The sequence below is a fragment of the Burkholderia sp. BE12 genome (genome assembly GCF_002959955.1).
Lineage (GTDB): Bacteria > Pseudomonadota > Gammaproteobacteria > Burkholderiales > Burkholderiaceae > Burkholderia.
The window spans coordinates 87,740-107,186 of sequence record NZ_PREY01000025.1 but is presented as its reverse complement, the minus strand read 5'-3'; the positions used below and the strand labels follow the sequence as shown (position 1 = coordinate 107,186).

At 67.9% G+C, this 19,447-nt stretch carries 13 protein-coding genes; 5 read left to right on the top strand and 8 right to left on the bottom strand.

What is annotated here, in order from left to right; genetic code table 11:
- Positions 1-259: 259 nt before the first annotated feature.
- Entirely contained in the window at positions 260-595 is a 336-nt protein-coding gene (locus C4B30_RS25260) for a helix-turn-helix domain-containing protein (RefSeq protein WP_089500560.1), read from the top strand.
- Complete coding sequence (locus C4B30_RS25255) at positions 595-1,947, top strand: HipA domain-containing protein (RefSeq protein WP_089500559.1); 1,353 nt, start codon at positions 595-597, stop codon at positions 1,945-1,947. The genes C4B30_RS25260 and C4B30_RS25255 overlap by 1 nt, the downstream gene beginning before the upstream one ends.
- A 17-nt stretch (positions 1,948-1,964) precedes the next feature.
- On the opposite strand, the gene C4B30_RS25250 is transcribed toward C4B30_RS25255, so the two are convergent.
- The 6 genes from C4B30_RS25250 to osmF form a co-directional block, all read right to left on the bottom strand.
- Positions 1,965-2,642 carry a lytic transglycosylase domain-containing protein gene (locus C4B30_RS25250; protein ID WP_089500558.1) on the bottom strand — a complete coding sequence of 226 codons (678 nt, stop codon included), beginning with the start codon at positions 2,640-2,642 and terminating at the stop codon, positions 1,965-1,967.
- 272 nt (positions 2,643-2,914) lie between these two features.
- Positions 2,915-3,310, bottom strand: a complete 396-nt coding sequence (gene arr / locus C4B30_RS25245) for an NAD(+)--rifampin ADP-ribosyltransferase (RefSeq protein WP_089500557.1) — start codon at positions 3,308-3,310, stop codon at positions 2,915-2,917.
- A 32-nt stretch (positions 3,311-3,342) separates the two neighbouring features.
- Entirely contained in the window at positions 3,343-4,110 is a 768-nt protein-coding gene (locus C4B30_RS25240; RefSeq protein ID WP_089500556.1) for an ABC transporter permease, read from the bottom strand.
- Entirely contained in the window at positions 4,107-5,054 is a 948-nt protein-coding gene (locus tag C4B30_RS25235; protein WP_089500555.1) for an ABC transporter ATP-binding protein, read from the bottom strand. The genes C4B30_RS25240 and C4B30_RS25235 overlap by 4 nt, the downstream gene beginning before the upstream one ends.
- Complete coding sequence (locus C4B30_RS25230) at positions 5,051-6,229, bottom strand: ABC transporter permease (RefSeq protein ID WP_089500554.1); 1,179 nt, start codon at positions 6,227-6,229, stop codon at positions 5,051-5,053. The genes C4B30_RS25235 and C4B30_RS25230 overlap by 4 nt, the downstream gene beginning before the upstream one ends.
- Complete coding sequence (osmF, locus tag C4B30_RS25225) at positions 6,226-7,149, bottom strand: glycine betaine ABC transporter substrate-binding protein OsmF (protein WP_089500553.1); 924 nt, start codon at positions 7,147-7,149, stop codon at positions 6,226-6,228. The genes C4B30_RS25230 and osmF overlap by 4 nt, the downstream gene beginning before the upstream one ends.
- A 167-nt stretch (positions 7,150-7,316) precedes the next feature.
- Here osmF and C4B30_RS25220 point away from each other — a divergent pair, with 167 nt between their 5' ends.
- Positions 7,317-8,246 carry a 2-hydroxyacid dehydrogenase gene (locus tag C4B30_RS25220; protein ID WP_089500552.1) on the top strand — a complete coding sequence of 310 codons (930 nt, stop codon included), beginning with the start codon at positions 7,317-7,319 and terminating at the stop codon, positions 8,244-8,246.
- 235 nt (positions 8,247-8,481) lie between these two features.
- Here C4B30_RS25220 and C4B30_RS25210 read toward each other — a convergent pair whose 3' ends face one another.
- A complete protein-coding gene (locus tag C4B30_RS25210) occupies positions 8,482-10,452 on the bottom strand; it encodes a Xaa-Pro dipeptidyl-peptidase (protein ID WP_089500551.1) in 1,971 nt (656 codons plus the stop codon).
- A gap of 558 nt (positions 10,453-11,010) precedes the next feature.
- Here C4B30_RS25210 and C4B30_RS25200 point away from each other — a divergent pair.
- Positions 11,011-11,823 (top strand): hypothetical protein, encoded by an 813-nt coding sequence (locus C4B30_RS25200; protein ID WP_105133123.1) that lies wholly within the window; start codon positions 11,011-11,013, stop codon positions 11,821-11,823.
- A gap of 17 nt (positions 11,824-11,840) precedes the next feature.
- Here the strand turns inward: C4B30_RS25200 and C4B30_RS25195 are convergent, their stop codons facing one another.
- The gene (locus C4B30_RS25195; RefSeq protein ID WP_089500548.1) at positions 11,841-13,109 is read right to left on the bottom strand and encodes a lipoprotein-releasing ABC transporter permease subunit; all 1,269 of its coding nucleotides are present in this window, start codon (positions 13,107-13,109) and stop codon (positions 11,841-11,843) included.
- A gap of 294 nt (positions 13,110-13,403) precedes the next feature.
- Between C4B30_RS25195 and C4B30_RS25190 the strand changes: the two genes are divergently transcribed.
- Positions 13,404-19,403 (top strand): alpha-2-macroglobulin, encoded by a 6,000-nt coding sequence (locus C4B30_RS25190; RefSeq protein ID WP_089500547.1) that lies wholly within the window; start codon positions 13,404-13,406, stop codon positions 19,401-19,403.
- Positions 19,404-19,447 lie beyond the last annotated feature (44 nt).

The window sequence follows — 19,447 nt, the reverse complement described above, 5'->3', positions numbered from 1 at the left end:
GATCAGAGGGGGCCGGATCAAGGCACGAGGGAGGTGATCCGGCAAACCCGGCGGGCGCGGCGGCACGGATGTGCCGTCGCACGCGTTTATAGTTCCTGAAATATGAGAATAATGAGGTGCTGCCGGTCTTTGGTGTTTTTATTCCTGAAATATAAGAACAATTGGCGATCTGGCTGGCGAGCTCCTATAATTCCGATATTCTCGTAACTATGTCGTCGATCGACCTTCGACGGCGCTTTGTTCCTGAAATTCCGGAATTATGGCCCGCACCTTACCGCAACCCGTCGCGACACCCGACCCACTCGCACCGACTCTCGCCGCCTTGGGGGCGCTCGTGCGCAACCGGCGCGCGCAGAACCAGATGCGGATCGACGATGCGGCCGACATGCTCGGCGTCTCCAAGGACGTACTGTCGCGCCTCGAAAACGGGCGCGCGGTGAGTCTCGACAAGCTGTTCAAGGTGCTGGACGGCTTCGGCCTGAATTTGCTCGTCGTGCCGAAACGCGACGTTCAGGTGGCGCGCAATGCCGTGCGCGATCACGCGACGGTACGTGCCGCTTCGCCAGGCTCGTCCGGTTCGCCCGAGGGCGCGTGATGATCCATCGCCTGCGGATTTCGGCTGACGGCTCGCCGGTCGGGGAACTGACTTACGATGCCCGCCGCGACGACTACGGTTTTTCCTGCGATCCGGCGTGGCTCGCGCGGACAGACGCGTTTGCGTTGTCGCCGTGCATTCCGCTCGATGGCGGCACGCCGCCGGCGGGCGCGCTCCAGCGCTTCGTGGGCAATCTGCTCCCCGAGGGCCGCGCACTCGATGTGGCCGCATCGATGTATCAGATATCGAAGGACAACGTCTTCGGCCTGATCCGGATGCTCGGCAAGGAGCCCGTCGGTGCGTTGAGCTTCGTTCCGGACGACGACGAGGCCGGGCGGGCGGCGGAATCTCTCGAACCCGTGCGCCGACCGGTCTCCGCGGAGGAACTGGTCGACCGTATCCGCAAGCGCGATGCGATCCCGTTTTCCGTCTGGGACGATCGGGTGCGCCTGTCGATCGCCGGTCATCAGGACAAGCTGCAGGTGCTCGTCGAAGGTGAGCAGTTCGCGCTCGTGGACGGGGCGCTGAGCAGCTCGCATATTCTGAAGCCCGAGTCGCGCAGTCCGAACGCGCCGTTCATGGTCGCCAACGAGCATTTCTGCATGACGCTGGCGGCCCGCATGGGTTTGCCGGTCGCGCCTGTCGAGATTCGACGTATCCCGGAGCCCATTCTGCTGATCGAACGATTCGACCGGCTCGTGACGACCGACCCGGACGATCCGCGGCGCGTGAGCGCTGTGCGGCGGCTTCATGTCATCGATGGATGCCAGGCCCTCGACTTGCCGGCGACGCTCAAATACGAACGCAATCTCGGCAACAACGCGGACGTGCGCAATATCCGTGAAGGCGTGAGCTTCGAGAAGCTGTTTTCGCTGACGTCGTCTCTGGAGACACCCGCTGCCGCGCGCTCGGCCATGCTGCGCTGGGCGTTGCTGCAATTGTTGATCGGCAACAGCGACGCGCATGGCAAGAACATTTCGTTTTTCGTCAGCAGCGGCGGGCTCGAGCCGGCGCCGTTTTACGATCTGGTGTGCGTGAACGTGTACGGCGACGCTTATGTGCAGGACATGGCGATGGCGTACGGAGACGTGTTCCGCACCGAGGAGCTGACCGCTTTCGCGCTCGCCGATTTCGCGCATCGCGTGCGGATTCGGCCGGCGCTCGTTGCGCGTGAGATGGCGCGGATGGCGACGCTGGCTGCGGAACTGGCTCCCAGGCTGGCGGAGTCGGGCGTCTATGTGGGCGACGAGCGTGCGTGGGTACATCGCATCGCCGAGTACGTGCGAGCGCAGGCCGAACGCGTCATGCGTATTGCGCCCATGGTGCCCAAGGTCGACGTCGCGCTGCTCTGAGCGCGAGTGCCCATTGCTTACTTCGCGTTGCGGTTCGCGGCGGGCGCAGAGCCGGACGGATCGCTGACCGGCATCATGTGCGCGTTCGTATCGGTGGTGGCTTTCGCGCCGTCCTCGGGTTCGAGCACGAACCGGAACGATTCGACCCGCTGCATGACCTTCGCCGCATACGCACTGGATCCGCCGCTGTAGCTCTTCAGCCCGGCCTGCACGTTGCCGCCGGCCGCTTTCACGTAGCCCGACAGAATGCGCGAGCCGGCTTCGACGTTCGCATTCGGCTCGGTGAGATCCTTCACGTTGCGCAGCATGCCGCGGTGCGCGGCGGGCACGACCTGCATCAACCCGGTCGCGCCGTGCTGGCCGCGCGCCTTTTCCTGGAAGCGCGATTCGATCGAAATGATCGCGTAAACGAGGGCCGGAGGCAGCGAATATTTCGTCGCGGTCACGCTCACGATATCGGCGAGCTTCGCCGCCCGTTCCTTCGCGACGCCGAATTTCTTCGTCAGGTAGGACGTGATGCGGCGGTTTGCTTCGTTCGGCTGAACGTTGTCGCTCGCGAGCGGCGCGGAGGCGGCAGTCGGCGCCGATGCCAGCGCGTCGGACGCGGATGCAGGCACCGCGGGTGCTTGCTGCGCCCATGCCTGTTGCGCGATGCCGAACGAGAGCACGATCAGCCAGAGAAACCGTCGTCGCATGGTGGAATGCGGGGAAATGGGAGGCGCATAGTATATCGGCCAATCGTCGCCGATGGTCGAGCGCCGGCTCGAATGAAAGCGCGATGTAGGCTTGTGTCGATTCGGGCGGGGCCGACCAGCTGATCGTTGCACGCACACGCATCGGAGTCCGGATAGATGCGGCGCTTTCGTCCTGTCGTGCGACTCCTCCCACGGTACGCGGGCGTGTCGTTGCCTCGCGTGTTCCGTTGGCCGCCATCCCGGCTTTGTTCGCGAATCGGCCGAACGGATCGCTAGTTGATGATCTCGCCGATGCCGGTTTCGATTCGGCTTCTGAGTTGCTGGATGAACGCCGGATCGTAGGATTCCCAGCTATCGAGTTCGCCGACGATCTTCAAAGGCAGTGTGCTTCGATACGATCGCGTCGGATTGCCGGGGAATTTCTTGTCCGTGACGTTCGGGTCGTTTTCGAATTCCCCGGTGGGCTCGACGATGTAAACGCGCGGCCGGCCGTCGCCTTTGGCCATTTCCGCAGCCAGACCGGCGCCTTTCGGTAGGGCCGTGAAATAAACGTGGTTCATCACCACGTCGTTCCGATAATTCGATCTGAAGCCCGCTGTCAGCAAATCACCGATCCGCAAATTCGCTTTCGTGCCATGAAAAAACGGGCCGGCGTCCAGGACAGACATGGTGGCTCCTTCGAAAAATTCCGTGACGGATGCTAGGCGCGCCGCGCGCTCGCCACCCGCGCAATCGCGCCGATGGCGTCGCTGACGAGCACCGCGAGCAAGCCGACGATCACGCCGCCTTGCAGCACGAACGCGGTGTTCGATGTCTGCAGGCCCGCGATGATCACGTCGCCGAGCCCGCGCGCGGCGACCGTCGAGCCGATCGTCGCGGTGCCGAGATTGATCACGACCGCGAGGCGGATGCCGTTGACGATCACCGGGAACGCGAGCGGCAGCTCGACGGACACCAGTTGCTGCCAGCCGCTCATTCCCATCCCGCGCGCGGCGTCGACGACGTCGCGCGGGACGTCCTCGAGCCCCGCGATCGTGCTTTCGAAAATCGGCAGGAGCCCGTACAGCACGAGCGCGATCAGCACGGGTTTCAAGCCGAAGCCGACTGCCGGCACGGCGAGCGCGAGCACGGCGACCGGCGGGAAGGTCTGGCCGATATCGACGACGCTGCGCGCGAGCGGCAGGAAATCCGCGCCGAACCGCCGCGTGACCGCGATGCCGGCCGCGACCGCGACGATCGTGCCGATCAGGCTCGACAGCGCGACCGTGCCGAGATGCGCGAGCGTGAGATCGAGCAGGCTCGCGCGATCGTAGATCACCGGCGCGCCGTTGTCCGCGAACGGCGCGAACAGACCCTGCAGCCACGCGGGGCGCAACAGCAACACGAGCAGCAGCGCGAGCGCGGCCGCGCGGGCGACGTACGCGGGAAGCGAAGACCGCTTGGGCCGCATGCTGCCGAGCGTCGTCATGCGGGCTGCCTCGCGTGCGAGCGAATCGCGTCGAGCGTGATGCGGCGGGGGCCGTGTGCGTTGCCGTTGGCTGCATCGTCGACGGGCAGCGCATCGACACCGCGCCACAACAATTCGGACACCGCATCGCGCAGCGTGCGCGTCGCCGCGATCGGCTCGCCGTCGGCGTGGCCGGCTTCGGCCACTGCGTCGATCGGCGTCAGCGCGAGCAGGCGCAGCGGACGGTCGACGCCCGCGACGAGCTGCTCGACGACACCCGCTGCCGGCCTGCCGAGAATCTCGGCAGGCGGCGCGACCTGCAGCAGCCGGCCGTCGTCCATCACAGCGATCGTGTCGCCGAGCTTCAGCGCTTCCTCGATGTCGTGCGTGACGATCACGACCGTGATGCCGAGGCGGCGCTGCAGCGCGAACAGGTCGTCCTGCGCCTTGTTGCGGATGATCGGATCGAGCGCGCCGAACGGTTCGTCCATCAGCAGCATCGCGGGCTCGGCCGCAAGCGCGCGCGCCACGCCGACGCGCTGCTGCTGGCCGCCCGACAGTTCGTGCGGCAGCTTGCCCGCGAATTCGGCCGGCGCGAGATGGAACAGGTCGAGCAGTTCGTTCACGCGCGCGTCGATACGGGCGGCCGGCCAGTCGAGCAGGCGCGGCACGGTCGCGATGTTGCGCGCGACGCTCCAGTGCGGAAACAGCCCGTGCCCCTGGATCGCGTAGCCGATGCCACGGCGCAGCTGCTCGGGCGCAACGGTCGCCGTATCGACGCCGTCGATGCGGATCGTGCCGCTGGTCGGCGCGATCAGCCGGTTGATCATGCGCAGGAGCGTCGACTTGCCGCTGCCCGATGCGCCGACGAGCGCGGTGATCGTGCCGCGCTGCATCGTCAGCGATACGTCGTCGACGGCGACCACGTCGCCGAAGCGTTTGCCGACCCGTTCGATCTCGATCATCCTGCACGCCCCTTCGCGAGCGACGTCGCGGCTTCGAACACGACGGCGGCCGCCAGTGCGAGCGCGATCGTCGGGATCGCGCCGAGCAGCACGAGATCGGCGGCCGATTGCCCGATCCCCTGGAAGATGAACGTGCCGAATCCGCCGCCGCCGATCAGCGCGGCAACCGCGGTCAGGCCGATGTTCTGTACGAGCACGATGCGCACGCCGCTCAGGATCACCGGCAGCGCGAGCACGAGATCGACGCGCAGCAGCCGCTGGGTGCGTGTCATGCCCATCGCGCGCGCCGCTTCGGTTACGTGCGGCGGCACCTGTCCGAGCCCGACCACGACGCTCGATGCGATCGGCAGCAGCGAGTAAAGGAACAGCGCGAGCACGGCCGGCGCGACGCCGATGCCGCGGATGCCGAGTTCGGCCGCGAGCGGCACGTGCGCGGCGAGCAGGCCGAGCGGCGCCATCATCAGCCCGTACATCGCGATGCTGGGGATCGTCTGCACGATATTGAGCACGGGCATCGCGACGGTGCGCACCGTCGCGACGCGCGCGCATGCGATGCCGAGCGGCACGCCCGCGACGAGCGCGGCGGCGACCGAGCCGCCCGCGAGCGACACGTGACGGATCGCTTCGCGCCAGAAATCGTCGCTGCGCACCGCGTATTCGCGCATCACGGAGAGGCCGTCCCACCAGCCGCTCGCGAGCGGCACGGAAACCGCCGCGATCGCGACGGCGAGCGCGAGGAGGCGCCGCCACGGGCCGAACGCGAGGCGCGCGAGCGCGTCGGCGATGAGCACCGCCCACGCGAACAGCAGCAGCCAGACGCCGGCGTCGGGCGACACGCGGGCCAGCATGTCGTCGGGCGCGACGACATGCGTCGCGGCCGCGCCGACCGCATACGCGAGCGTCGCGAGCCCCACGCACCCGGCCGCGAGCCGCCACGCGGGACGGCTCGCCGTCATCGCCCACAGCGCGCCGACGGTCCATAGCGCGGCGAGCGCCGCGCCCTGCATCGCCGGCAGCGCGGCGAACACCGATAGCCCGGTGCCGGCCGCGATCCGGTTCGGCCGCAGCACCGCGAACGACAGACCGAACACGGCGACGATCGTCAGTACGCCGATCAGGATGCCGACCTTGTCGAGCGTGACGCGCCGCGCGGACGCTGCCGCGCCCTCCGTCATTTCACGAAACCCTTCGATTTCAGGTAGCTTTTCGCGACGCCGCCAGCCGGCTCGCCGTTGAGCTGGATGCGGGCGTTCAGCGATTGCAGCGTCTTCAGGTCGAGGCTCGCGAACACGGGCTTCAAATACTCGGCGATTTGCGGATGCGCTTTCAGCACGGCTTCGCGGATCACCGGCGCCGGCGCGTAGACGGGCTGCACGTGCTTGTCGTCGTCGAGCACCGCGAGGCCGCTCGAGGCGATGCCGCCGTCGGTGCCGTAGACCATCGCGGCGTTCACGCCGTCGGTCTGGTTCGCGGCGGCCTTGATCGTCGCGGCCGTGTCGCCGCCGGACAGCACGACGAGCTGCTCGGGCTTCAGCTTGAAGCCGTACGCTTTCTCGAACGACGGCAGCGCGGACGCGCTGTTCACGAATTCGGCCGACGCCGCGAGCTTCACCTTGCCGCCGCCGGCCACCCACTTGCCGAAGTCGGAGAAGGTCTTCAGGTGCTGCGACTGCGCGACGGGCGCGAGCAGCGCGACGCCCCACGTGTTGTTCGCGGGCGCCGGTGCGAGCCACACGAGATGGTTCGCCGCGTAGTCGAGCTTCTTCGCGGTGTCGTAGCCCTGGCTCGCGTTCTTCCACACCGGATCGTCGGCCTTGTTGAAGAAGAACGCGGCGTTGCCCGTGTATTCGGGGTAGATGTCGATCTCGCCGCTCGTGAGCGCCTTGCGCACGATCGGCGTCGTGCCGAGCGCGATCTTTTCGGTGACGGGAATGCCGTGGGCCTTCAGCACCTGCGAAATGAGGTTGCCGAGCAGGTTGCCTTCGGTGTCGATCTTCGACGACACCACGACGGGCGTGTCGGCGTGCGCGCCGGGCGCCGCGAAGGCGGCGGCGAACGCGAGGCCCAGGATCCGGGCGGGCAGGGCGAGCTTCATCGGGGCCAATCTCCAGGACGGGGGCGTACGCCGAAAGTTACTTGACTGAGCCGGCTTTGGCAAACCGCGTGCGGCGGCGTGTCCACAGCCGGTGTGGGGATAACCCGCACCCGTCATGCGGGCTTGTTACACTGAAATTCGTTCTCCGCCTGCGGACATTTGCTGACATGAAGCCCGAGCTGCTGGTCCTCATCGCGCTGCGCGGCGACGCGCATCGCGAGATCGCCGCGTCGTTCGACGTGCGTTACGCCCCGACGCCCGACGAGCGCGAACGCGCGATCGCCGAACATGGCAGCACGATTCGAGCGGTGCTGACCAACGGCAGCACGGGGTTGACCGCCGCCGAGATCGACCGGCTGCCGCGGCTCACGTTCGTCAGCGCGCTCGGCGCGGGCTACGAGCACATCGATGTCGCGCACGCGAAGGCACGCGGCATTGCCGTGGTCACGGGCGCCGGCACCAACGACGACTGCGTCGCCGATCACGCGTTCGCGCTGCTGCTCGCGGCGGTGCGCAACGTCGTGCAACTCGATGCGACAACCCGCGCGGGCGTGTGGCGCGACGGGCTGTCGATGCCGCCGAACGTGTCGGGCAAGAAGCTCGGCATCGTCGGGCTCGGCAAGATCGGCGAGAAGTGCGCGCGTCGCGCGGCCGGCTTCGACATCGAGATCGGCTATCACAACCGGTCGGAGAAGCCGGGGCCGTACCGCTATTTCGACCGGATCGACGCACTCGCGCGGTGGGCCGATTTCCTGATCGTCGCGACGCCGGGCGGCGCGGGCACGCGGCACCTGATCGATCGCACCGTGCTCGACGCGCTCGGCCCCGGCGGCTTTATCGTCAACGTGTCGCGCGGCAGTGTTGTTGATACCGCTGCTTTGGCAGATGCGCTGCGCGAACGCCGCATCGCGGGCGCGGGGCTCGACGTGTACGAAGGCGAACCGGAGCCGCCGCGTGCGCTGACGGAGCTCGACAGCGTCGTGCTGACGCCGCACATGGGCGGCTGGTCACCCGAGGCGCTCGATCGTTCGGTGCGGCAGTTTCTCGACAACGCGGCGCGGCATTTCGCCGGGCAGCCGGTGTTGACGCCGGTGTGAGCGTCGGGCGGCGGCGTCGAGTCAGTCCGCCTGTTTGCTGAATACCCGGTAGAAATCCGGCAGGTTCGCGGGCTTGTCGGCGTCGAGATCGACCCGGCCGAACGGATTGCGCTCGTCGCTCGGCACGATTTCAGACGATCGACCTTGCACTATCTTCGTGCAGCGATTCCCCCGCCCGCATCGACACGCATGCAGGCGGGGCAGTGGTGTCGTTACGCCGGCAGCCGGCGCACGACTAGGCGCCCGCCGCCGACGACGCCAGCGGCACCGTCACCGACGTGCCGGCCGGATCGAGCGTCAGGCCCGTGCCGGGCGTCGGCCGCAGCGTCGCCTCGTAGTCGCTGGAGAGGACGACGAGCCCCAGCCGGTGGCCGGCTTCCAGCTTGTAGTCGCGCGGCATGAACGTCAGCTTCAGGTCGTACGGCATGCCGGGCAGCACGGGTTGCGACACCCACTCGGACAACCGGTTGCGCGGGTCGGTCCACGCGCGCGTGACGATCGTTGCCGTGCCGTCCGGCGCGCGGTCGACCAGCAGTGCCGTCACGTTCGCGACGCCCGTGAAGGTCAGCCGGACGCGCGCGGTCGCGGCGCCGGACAGGCGCGTCGCGGCCGTCAGCGGGGCCGTCTCGAAGCGGCTGCGGTTTTCGCCCGTCGGCGTGTTCGCCAGCGTGAGTGCGGGAATGCGCGCATCGTCGGTGAAGCGTGCGAGCGGGCCGCCGCTCGGCAGCCGCAGCAGCGTGCCGGTGCCGGCGCCGTCGCCGCCCGCGAAGTACGTGACTGGCGTGGCGTGCCGCGCGGCCCAGTCGGCTTCCTTCAGCAGCGTGCCGTCCGCCTGCGCGATCACCGCGCGCGGATCGTGCTCGACGCCGTTGTCATAGCCGATCAGGTAGCGCGTGAACCACCGGTTCACCTCCGCGGTCCATGCGTCGGCCATCGCCGGCACACGGGTTGGATCGGTGTGTTTCAGGCGATGCAGCCACAGCTGGGTCGGCACACCCTGGCGTCGCATCGCCAGATACCACGACGTCGACTGGTCGACGCGCACGTTGTCGTCGGTGAGCCCCTGCGCGACGAGCGCCGGCGCGACCGCGAACGCGGTCGGAATGTCGCGCGCGGCCCAGAACGGCGAATAGTCGCCGGTCTTGCGGTCTTCCTGCTGCAGCGCTTCGTCGATCAGGTGCGTGCAGCGCTCCGGATGCGCGTTCGTCAGCAGCGCCTTGATGTACACGTCGACATCCTCGCCCTGATAGCCTTCCGGCGCGCGCACGAGGCCGCCCGAGCGGTAGTAGCCGTACATGTTCGACAGCCCGGCGATCGGCACGATCGCGTCGAGCCCGCGCGTGCGCAGGCTCGCGACCATCTTCGGCAGCGTGCCGTCGTACGACACGCCGTACATGCCGACGTGGCCGGTCGACCAGTTCGCGACGACCGTCTTGCCGTTCGCGTCCTTCGCGGTCGCATCGCGGCCGAGCCAGCGGATCACCGATGCCATCGCGACCGATTCGTCGCGCGTCAGGATCGTCGGGCAGCCGTCCGAGCCGGCGGTGCCGAGCGAATCCGCGTAGACGATCGTGAAGCCGCGCGGCACGAAGTAGCTTTCGATCCACGAGCGGCCGGCCGCGGCGGCCTCGACCTGCTGCAGCATCCGCGACTGCGGCGCGGCGGCCAGGATGCGGGTGGACGCCGATGCCGCGGCGCCGGCCGCCGCGGCCGGATGCGGCGTGCCGTCGAGTTCGACGTCGACGTCGTGGTCGGGGCTGTCGGCGAGCCCCGCGTAATACGGGCTCGCGAGCACGATGACCGGCGTGCGCGCGCCGTTCGCGGTTTCGGACGGCCGCACGATGCGCACGTGGATGCGGTCGCGCGTGCCGTCGCCGTCGGAATCGACCGGCGTGTCGACCCACGCGTTCTCCTCGATCGTGCCGCCCGACAGCGACGGCTGCACCTGGCCGTTGCTGATCACCGGCTTGTAGCGCCCGTTGCTCGCGGGGTTCGCGTACGGGACGCCGGACGGCGAAAAGTGCGACGCGAACGATTGCGTATCGGGTGTATCGGCCGCGGCGGCGGCCCCTGCCTGTTGGCCCTGCGCGAGCGCTGACACGCCCGCCACGCTGCCGCCGTCGTCGCCGCCGCACGCGGCGAGCGTCGCGGCCGCCACGAGCGCGGGCAGCCACGCGCGCCGCACTCCGGTTCGATGAATGTTCATTGAATCGACCTCGTCTCTTGTGTTTGTCTGGAACCGGCCGGCTCGCGATACGCCCCCTGCGGCCTGGCCGGGTGCTGCGTCGGATGAAGCGGAACTGCACCATCAAAAACGGCGGGCGAGACGTATGGGACGCTCGCATGGGACCGGCGCGCGTCAGGCGGCGCGCATCCGGCGGGTACCGAGGCGAGTGCATCGCCCCGAACGGCAATCGTCAGTGCAGCGGTTCGCTGCGAACGCCATGAATACAGGAGTGCGAATCAAATGCGGGCATGCCCGAGCTTCCTTCAGGTTTCGGATGAAACGGAACGGCACGATGCGATGAGGCGGGAATGTTGCGAACGACGGTGCTGCAACGGCAGGAAAGCGCGACACGAGTCGGCACGCTGGCCGGATTGCTTTCCGGAAGCTTGCGCAAAAGTTATCTCAGTGAAATGCTCGTGTCAAACTTTTTTAGTTTGGGTCAAACAAAGTTTCTCTGTGCGGGCGGCGGGCGATCTCAACTTCCCTGAAATCCATCCGTAAACAGCGAAAAACAGGCTCAAAACGAGAGAGAGGGCAATGACGATTCCGGTCACGGCGGCGGGCGGCCTTTCGCTCGCACACATGGCGCAGGCGGCGCTCGACGGGCGCCGGAAGACGGACACGGCCGCGTCCGGAGCGCTGCAAGACCAGCCGCTCAGCGTCCGGGCACTCGATCCGGAAGCGATGCAGGCGGCGATGACGAAACAGTTATCGATGGTGGGCGACCTGTCGATGAAGCTGCGCGGCGTCACCGACGCGCTCGCGACGAGCCTTCAGGACATCGTGGCGAAGCGCCCGGATCTGGCCGATGCACCGTTCGACTTCATGACCGACGACGGCCGGATCAAGGTCGTGTCGAAGACGCTGACGGACGGCGATCGCGCATGGATCGAGTCGATGCTGAACGCGAACGCCGGCCTCGTGCTCGCGACGCGCGCTTTTCACGAGCAGGCCGTCGATATCGCCGCACAAGGCGCGGCCGTGCGCGGCGACACGTTCACGGACGGCGATCGCGCGGCGGCGAGCCAGGGCGCCGATGCACGCTTTCATTTCATGAGCCTGCTCAACCGGTCGGTCGCGGACAACCCGCCGCCCGTGCCGCCCGGCGGGCACTTCACCACGCAGGACGGCACGACGCTGACGATCGCGCCCTCCGTCGGCAGTGCGCGCGGCACGCTTGCGCTGCTGGACACGGCACGCCAGTTGTCGTCGGGCGCGGCGATTTTCGTCGACTCATCCGGCAAGAAGTCCTACGGCATGCGGGTGGAACTCGTCAACGTCGGCTTCGACGTGCTCGCCGCGTACGCGCCGGACGGCGGCAACAGCGTCGGCTTCCACGAGATCGCGTAACGCCGCGCCGGTCGCGCCTACTCGTCGCGCAGCGCCTCGGCCGGCCGCACCCGCGCGGCGCGCCAGCTCGGGTACAGCGTCGCGACGCACGACATCAGGAACGCGGCCGCCGCGATCTCGATCACGTCGATCGCCGAGAGCCTCGACGGCAGCGAGCTGAGGAAATATACGGACGGCGTCAGGAACCGGATGCCGAGCACCTGCTCGATCGCCGGCAGCACGACCGGGATGCTCACCGCGATCGCGCAGCCGAGCGCGACGCCCGCCAGCGTGCCGGCGAGGCCGATCGTCATCCCCTGGATCGCGAAGATCTTCATGATCGCGCGGGGCGGTGCGCCGAGCGTGCGCAGGATCGCGATGTCGCCCTGCTTCTGCGTGACCGTCATCACGAGCGACGACACGAGGTTGAACGCGGCGACCGCGACGATCAGCATCAGGATCAGCGACAGCATCCGTTTCTGCAGCCGCTCGGCTTCGAACCACGTGCGATTCTGCCGTGTCCAGTCGCGGATATAGAGGTTGCCCGACAGCGTGCGCGACAGTGCGAATGCGATGTCGGGCGCGCGCTGCAGATCGTCGACGCGCAGCCGGATGCCGGTCGGCGCGGGCACGTTGAACAGTTGCTGCGCGTCGCGGAGGTGGATGTACGCGAGCGAGCTGTCGTACTGGTAGTGGCCCGATTCGAACGTGCCGACCACGTTGAACTGGCGGAACCGCGGCAGCGCATCGCCCAGGCGCGCGGTATTGCCGGGCGCGAAGAACGTGACGCGGTCTCCGATCGTCACGTGCAGCGCGTCGGCGAGCGCGGCGCCGAGCACGATGCCCATCTCGCCCGGCACGAGCGCGTCGAGACGGCCCGTCTTCAGCTTGCGCGCGATCTCGGACACGCGCGGCTCGAGCACGGGATCGATGCCGCGCAGTGCGACGCCCGTCACGTTGCCCGCGTTCGTCAGCAGCGCCTGCGCGTCGACATAGGGCGCGACGGCACGCACCGCAGCATTCTGCAACGATTCGTGCGCGGTCAGCCGCCAGTCGGGCATCGAGCCGGACGGCGAGAAGATTTCCACGTGCGAGAGCACCGACAGCATCCGGTCGCGCACCTCGGTGCGAAAGCCGTTCATCACCGACAGCACGACGATCAGCGCGGCCACGCCGAGTGCGATGCCGGCCATCGCGGCGCCGGCGATGAACGATACGAAGCCGTCGCCGGCCGAGCGCCGGCCGCCGCGCGCGTAGCGCAGCCCGATCTGCCATTCGAACGGGAGTTTCAAGCGGTTTCCTTTCATTTCGATTCGATCCTGCCGAGCCGCGCATTCTAGCGAACGCTGCGCGACCGCGTGCGGAGGTCGGACGGCGGCGCGTCGCCCGCGGAAATCCGCCCGCCCGGCTGGTGGTCGGCAGGCGTTGCGCGCCGGCACGCCGATATTTCCATCGTTTCGGGTCTGGTCGATAATGGCGCCCAGCATCCGGTCGAACATATCAAGTATTCACGGCGCAACCGGGCCGCGCCGTCACAGACCCATAACAATTCGGGGAAGGTTGCCGCTTGGGCAGCATGTCCTTGACAAGGAAATAACAAAATGGATTTGCTGCGCTTCCTGCTGCTCCTGCCGATTCGCGTGGCGGGTTTCGTCTGGTGGCTGCTCGGCTGTGCGCTGCGGCCGCTGGTCGGCAACGTGTCGTGGACGGCGCCCGCGTGGATGGGCGTCACCGCCGCGGCCGTGCGCCGCCGCCCGTGGCATGCCGGCGGCATCGTGCTGCTCGCGGCCGCGCTCGGTTACGGCGGCTACTGGTTCAAGCATCGCCCCAAGCCGCCGGAGCCCGAAACCGTCGGCTTCACCGTGAAGGCGCCGGCGATCACGACCTACGAGGTCGACGACACCGACAAGCCGAAGATCACCGTGCATCCGCTGGAGGTGGCGTTCTCGCAATCGGCCGCGCCGATCGAACGGGTCGGCAAGCCGGCCGGCGACGGCATCGAGATGACGCCCGCGCTGAAGGGCGCGTGGGAGTGGGCCGACGACAAGACGCTGCGCTTCACGCCGGCGGCCGACTGGCCGGTCGGCGCGCACGTCGAGGTGCGCTTCGCCGTGCATCGGGTGTTCGCGCCGCAGGTGACGATGCACGACGACCGTTTCGCGTTCGACGTACCGGCATTCGCCGCGACGTTCGGCAACAACGAGTTCTATCAGAACCCCGACAATCCGGCGGAGAAGCAGGCGCTGCTGCAGTTGCATTTCAACTACCCGGTCGATCCGGCCGAGTTCGAGAAGCGCATCGGCCTCGTGCTGGTCGGCCGCGACGGCAAGACCGTGTCGCCGCTGCGCTACACGGTCAACTACGACAAGATGAAGACGAGCGCATGGGTCCACTCGCAGCCGCTCGAGATTCCGAAGGATCCGCTGTCGGTGCGGCTCGACGTCGACAAGGGCGTGAAGAGCGCGCGCGGCGGCAACGGCACGCCGGACGTGCTGCACGCGTCGGTGGGCGTGCCGGGGCTGTACAGCCTGTCGATCGACAATATCGCGCCGACCCTGGTCGACAACGAGCGCTACGAGCCCGAGCAGGTGCTCGTCGCCGAAACCTCCGACGGGGTGCGCGGCGCCGAGCTGGCCGCGCGCGCGAAGGCGTGGGTGCTGCCGAAGCGCAAGCCGGGCGTTGATCAGCCGGACGACGATCCGCCGTACGAATGGAATTTGGCCGACGTCAGCGACGCGGTGCTGAAGCAGTCGAAGCCGCTGCCGCTCGAAGTCGTACCGACCGAGGACGACTTCGCGACGCTGCAAAGCTTCAAGTACCACGCGACGCCGGGCGAGCGCGTCGTCGTGCGGTTCGAGGGCGATTTGAAATCGGCGGGTGGCTATCGGCTCGGCGAGGCGGTGACGAACGTATTCACGGTGCCCGACTATCCGAAGCTGCTGCGCTTCATGGCCGACGGCTCGCTGCTGTCGATGAGCGGCAGCAAGCGGCTGTCGGTCGTGTCGCGCAACCTGCCGGGCATGAAGGTCGAGATCGGCCGCGTGCTGCCCGACCAGATCCAGCATCTCGTGAGCTTCAACAACGGCACGTACGCGCGGCCCGAGCTGTCGTATTCGTTCAGCGAGGATCACATCGTCGAGCGCTTCGTGCAGACGCGCGCATTCCCGGCCGGCGATCCCGGCAAAGCCCATTACGAAGGCATCGATCTCGGCCAGTACCTGAAGGGCGGCAAGCGCGGCGTGTTCCTGCTGCACCTGTCGAAGTACGATCCTGCCGCCGAGAAGAAGGCCGACGATGCGAAGGACGGCGATGCATCGTCCGACGGCGGCAGTCAGGATCAGTCCGACAACGCCGATTCCGGCGACAGCAGCGGCAATGGCGACGACGGCGACAACGCGCTCGGCGACACGCGCCTGATCGTCGTGACCGATCTCGGGATGCTGGTCAAGAAGGCGCTGGATGGCAGCCAGGACGTGTTCATCCAGTCGATCCGGTCGGGCAAGCCGGTTGCGGGCGCAACCGTGTCGGTGCTGGCGGTGAACGGCCAGGCGCTGTTCTCGCAGACGACCGGCGCCGAGGGCATCGTGCATTTCCCCGCGTTCAAGGGGCTCGACCGCGAGAAGCGTCCGCAGCTGTACGTCGTGAAGAAGGACACCGACCTGTCGTTCCTGCCGGTGGCCGGCCGCGACCGCCAGCTCGACTTCTCGCGCTTCGACGTCGACGGCGAACGCAACGCGACGGGCCAGGGGCAACTGTCCGCGTACCTGTTCTCGGATCGCGGCCTGTACCGGCCCGGCGACCCGTTCCACATCGGCCTGATCGTGCGCGCGGCCAGTTGGGCGCGCAGCCCGGCCGGCGTGCCGCTGCAGGCGGAGATCGTCGACCCGCGCGGGATGACCGTCGAGCGCAAACCGGTGACCGTCGACGCGACGGGTTTCACCGAGCTCGGCTACACGACCGCCGAAACGGCGCCGACCGGTGCGTGGACCGTCAACCTGTACATCGTCAAGGACGGCCAGCCGGGCGCCGAGCCGATCGGCAGCACGACGGTGCAGGTGAAGGAATTCCTGCCCGACCGGATGAAGGTCGGCGCGAAGCTGTCGCAGCAGGTCGTTGAAGGGTGGGTGAAGCCGAAGGGGCTGAAGGGCATCGTCGATGCGCAGAACCTGTTCGGCACGCCGGCCGAGAAGCGCCGCGTGGCGGCGACGCTGACGCTGCGCCCCGTGTGGCCGTCGTTCCGCAGTTGGCAGGGTTATCACTTCTTCGACGCACGCCGCGCGAAGGAGGGCTACACGACCACGCTGCAGGACGGCACGACCGACGACAAGGGCCATGCTGAGTTCGATCTCGATCTCGACAAGTACGCGGACGCGACCTACCAGCTCTACTTCCAGGCGAAGGCGTACGAAGCGGAAGGCGGCCGTAACGTCGCCGCGAACGCGCAGGCGCTCGTGTCGAACAACGACTGGCTCGTCGGCTACAAGTCGGTCGACGATCTCGGCTACGTGAAGCGCGGCAGTCCGCGCACGGTGCGGCTCGTCGCGATCGACCCCGGCGCGAAGGCGATCGACGTGAAGGACCTGCGCGCGCAGCTCGTCGAGCAGCGTTACGTGTCGGTGCTGACCAAACAGGATTCCGGCGCATACAAATACGATTCGCGGCTGAAGGAAGTGCCGGTCGACGAGAAGCCGCTGTCGATTTCGGCGGCCGGGCTCGACTACGCGCTGCGCACCGACAAGCCGGGCAGCTATGCGCTCGTGATCCGCCGCGCCGATGGCGCCGCGGTGAACCGGATCGAGTATTCGGTCACGGGCGCCGCGAACGTCACGCGTTCGCTCGACCGCAACGCCGAGCTGCAAGTGAGCCTCGCGAAGCACGACTTCAAGCCGGGCGAGCAGGTGGAGATCGCGATCCGCGCGCCTTACGCGGGCAGTGGCCTGATCACGATCGAGCGCGACAAGGTGTATGCGCACGCGTGGTTCCACGCGGACACGACGAGCTCGATCCAGCACATCACGGTGCCGGCCGGTTTCGAAGGCAACGGCTACATCAACGTGCAATACATCCGCGATCCGTCGTCGGACGAAATCTTCATGAGCCCGCTGAGCTACGGCGTCGTGCCGTTCTCGGTGAACCTCGACGCACGCCGCAACGCGGTGAGCGTCGATGCGCCGGCGCTCGTGAAGCCGGGCGACACCGTCAACTTCACCGTGCATTCGGCGAAGCCCGCGAAGGTCGTCGTGTTCGCGGTCGACGAAGGCATCCTGCAGGTCGCGCGCTACAAGCTCGGCGATCCGCTGAAGTTCTTCTTCCGCAAGCGGATGCTCGAAGTCGGCACGTCGCAGATCCTCGACCTGATCCTGCCGGACTTCGAGAAGCTGATGGCGATGGCCGCGCCCGGCGGCGACGCCGACGACGCGATCGGCCGCCAGCTGAACCCGTTCAAGCGCAAGCGCGACAAGCCGGTCGTCTACTGGTCGGGGATCGTCGACGTGAACGGCGAGACGCGCCTGAGCTACACGGTGCCCGACTACTTCAACGGGAAGCTGCGCGTGATGGCCGTGTCGGTGTCGCCGGACCTGGTCGGCACGTTCGAGAGCGCGACGACGGTGCGCGGCGATTTCGTGCTGTCGCCGAACGTGCCGACGACGCTCGCGCCGGGCGACGAGGCCGACGTCAGCGTCGGCGTCGCGAACAACCTGACGGGCCTCGGCAACCAGCCGGTGCCGGTCGCGGTCACGCTGAAGACGGGCCCGCAATTGCAGGTGATCGGTGCGGCGACGCAGAACGTCGCGCTCGCGCCGCAGCACGAAGGCGTCGCGCTGTTCCGCGTGAAGGCGACCGACACGCTGGGCTCGGGGGCGCTGTCGTTCGGCGCGCGCTACGGCGCGAAGGGTGCGCAGCAGCGCGTCGACGTGTCGGTGCGGCCGGCCGCCGCGTTCCGCACGCAGCTCGACATCGCGCGGCTCGATCCGGGCAAGAAGGCGGGCGTGCCGAACCTGCGGTCGATGTACGACGCGTACGCGTCGCGCGACGCGAGCATTTCAACCGCGCCGCTGGTGCTGTCCGAAGGGTTGTCGTCGTATCTCGTCAACTTCGATCACTTCTGCAGCGAGCAGATCGTAAGCGCGGCCGTGCCACGCTTGTTCGCGGCGAAATGGCTGTCGGTACGCGCGCTGACGAGCGCGATGCACGCGCCCGAAGCCGGCGCCGATGCGGCCAACGCGAGCGCGATCGCGCAGTTCCTCGGCGTGTTGCGCGGCCGGCAGAACGCGCAGGGCGGCTTCGGCCTGTGGAGCGCGACGCCCGATGCCGATCCGTTCGTGTCCGCGTATGCGATGCACGTGCTGCTTGATGCGCGCGACCGTGGCGTCGCGGTGCCGAAGGACATGCTCGATGCAGGCAACGCGTATCTGCAGCGGCTCGCCGCGAACGATTCGCTCGGCTCGCTCGACCTGCTGCGGCAGCGCGCGTACGCGGTGTACCTGCTGACGCGCCAGGGCAACGTGACGACCAACAGCCTCGCGGCCGTGCAGAAGCGGCTGCAGGCGGCCTATCCGAACGACTGGAACAAGGATCTCGCGGCGGCGTGGCTCGCCGCGTCGTATCAGTTGCTCAAGCAGGACAAGGAGGCCGCCGCGCTGATCGCGGGCCCGCAGGCGTTGCTCGAACGCAAGCGCGCGTCCGACGGCGATGATTCGACGGGCTACTACATCGATCCGCTGACGCGCGATGCGAGCGTGCTGTACCTGCTCGCGAAACACTTCCCGGAGCGCGTGCGCAAGCTGTCGCCGCGCGCGATGGACAACCTCGCCGCGCCGCTCGTCGACAACCGTTACAACACGCTGTCGTCGGCGATGACGATTCTCGCGCTCGACGCGTATGCGGCATCGAACGCGGGCCAGCTCGACCAGCTCGCGATCAACGAAGTGCGGGCGGGCGCCGCGCCGAAGGACGTGTCGTCGATCCAGGCGAACCTCGTGCGCTCGGGCACGTGGGCGGCCGGCGCGTCGCGCGTCGATTTCGTGAACGCCAGCGCGCTGCCGGCGTGGTGGGTCGCGAGCCAGTCGGGCTACGACCGCGGCACGTCGACGAAGGCGATCAAGAACGGGCTGGAGATCGTGCGCGACTACACGGATACGGACGGCAAGCCGCTTGCGAAGATCGCGCTCGGCCAGGAGATCGACGTGCATCTGAAGATTCGCGCGACCGGTTCGGCGAACGTCGGCAACGTCGCGATCGTCGACCTGCTGCCGGGCGGCTTCGATCCGGTGATCGCGCCGCCGCCCGTGACCGATACGCCGGACGGTGACGGCAATGGAGACGGCGGTGCGTCGGCGCCGGCGGCCGATGCGCCGTGGCATTCGCCGATCGGCGTGAAGGGCTCGACGTGGCAGCCGCAGTTCGCGGATATCCGCGAGGATCGCGTGGTGATCTACGGCACCGCGACGACCGACGTGCGCGAGTTCGTCTACCGGATCAAGGCGAGCAACGCAGGCCGCTTCATCGCGCCGCCGGCCTACGGCGAATCGATGTACGACCGCCGCGTGCAGGCGCAGGCGCCGGGCGGTACGGCGCTGACGGTGGAGCGCGTGCGATGACGATGCGCGGGCGCCGGCGTTGCCGGCCACGTCGAAAGCAAGGA

Bases quoted from the DNA above. Each gene is read 5' to 3' on its own strand.
- C4B30_RS25260 (WP_089500560.1), top strand. From the start codon at position 260: ATGGCCCGCACCTTACCGCAACCCGTCGCGACACCCGACCCACTCGCA.
- C4B30_RS25255 (WP_089500559.1), top strand. From the start codon at position 595: ATGATCCATCGCCTGCGGATTTCGGCTGACGGCTCGCCGGTCGGGGAA.
- C4B30_RS25250 (WP_089500558.1), bottom strand. From the start codon at position 2,642: ATGCGACGACGGTTTCTCTGGCTGATCGTGCTCTCGTTCGGCATCGCG.
- arr (WP_089500557.1), bottom strand. From the start codon at position 3,310: ATGTCTGTCCTGGACGCCGGCCCGTTTTTTCATGGCACGAAAGCGAAT.
- C4B30_RS25240 (WP_089500556.1), bottom strand. From the start codon at position 4,110: ATGACGACGCTCGGCAGCATGCGGCCCAAGCGGTCTTCGCTTCCCGCG.
- C4B30_RS25235 (WP_089500555.1), bottom strand. From the start codon at position 5,054: ATGATCGAGATCGAACGGGTCGGCAAACGCTTCGGCGACGTGGTCGCC.
- C4B30_RS25230 (WP_089500554.1), bottom strand. From the start codon at position 6,229: ATGACGGAGGGCGCGGCAGCGTCCGCGCGGCGCGTCACGCTCGACAAG.
- osmF (WP_089500553.1), bottom strand. From the start codon at position 7,149: ATGAAGCTCGCCCTGCCCGCCCGGATCCTGGGCCTCGCGTTCGCCGCC.
- C4B30_RS25220 (WP_089500552.1), top strand. From the start codon at position 7,317: ATGAAGCCCGAGCTGCTGGTCCTCATCGCGCTGCGCGGCGACGCGCAT.
- C4B30_RS25210 (WP_089500551.1), bottom strand. From the start codon at position 10,452: ATGAACATTCATCGAACCGGAGTGCGGCGCGCGTGGCTGCCCGCGCTC.
- C4B30_RS25200 (WP_105133123.1), top strand. From the start codon at position 11,011: ATGACGATTCCGGTCACGGCGGCGGGCGGCCTTTCGCTCGCACACATG.
- C4B30_RS25195 (WP_089500548.1), bottom strand. From the start codon at position 13,109: ATGAAAGGAAACCGCTTGAAACTCCCGTTCGAATGGCAGATCGGGCTG.
- C4B30_RS25190 (WP_089500547.1), top strand. From the start codon at position 13,404: ATGGATTTGCTGCGCTTCCTGCTGCTCCTGCCGATTCGCGTGGCGGGT.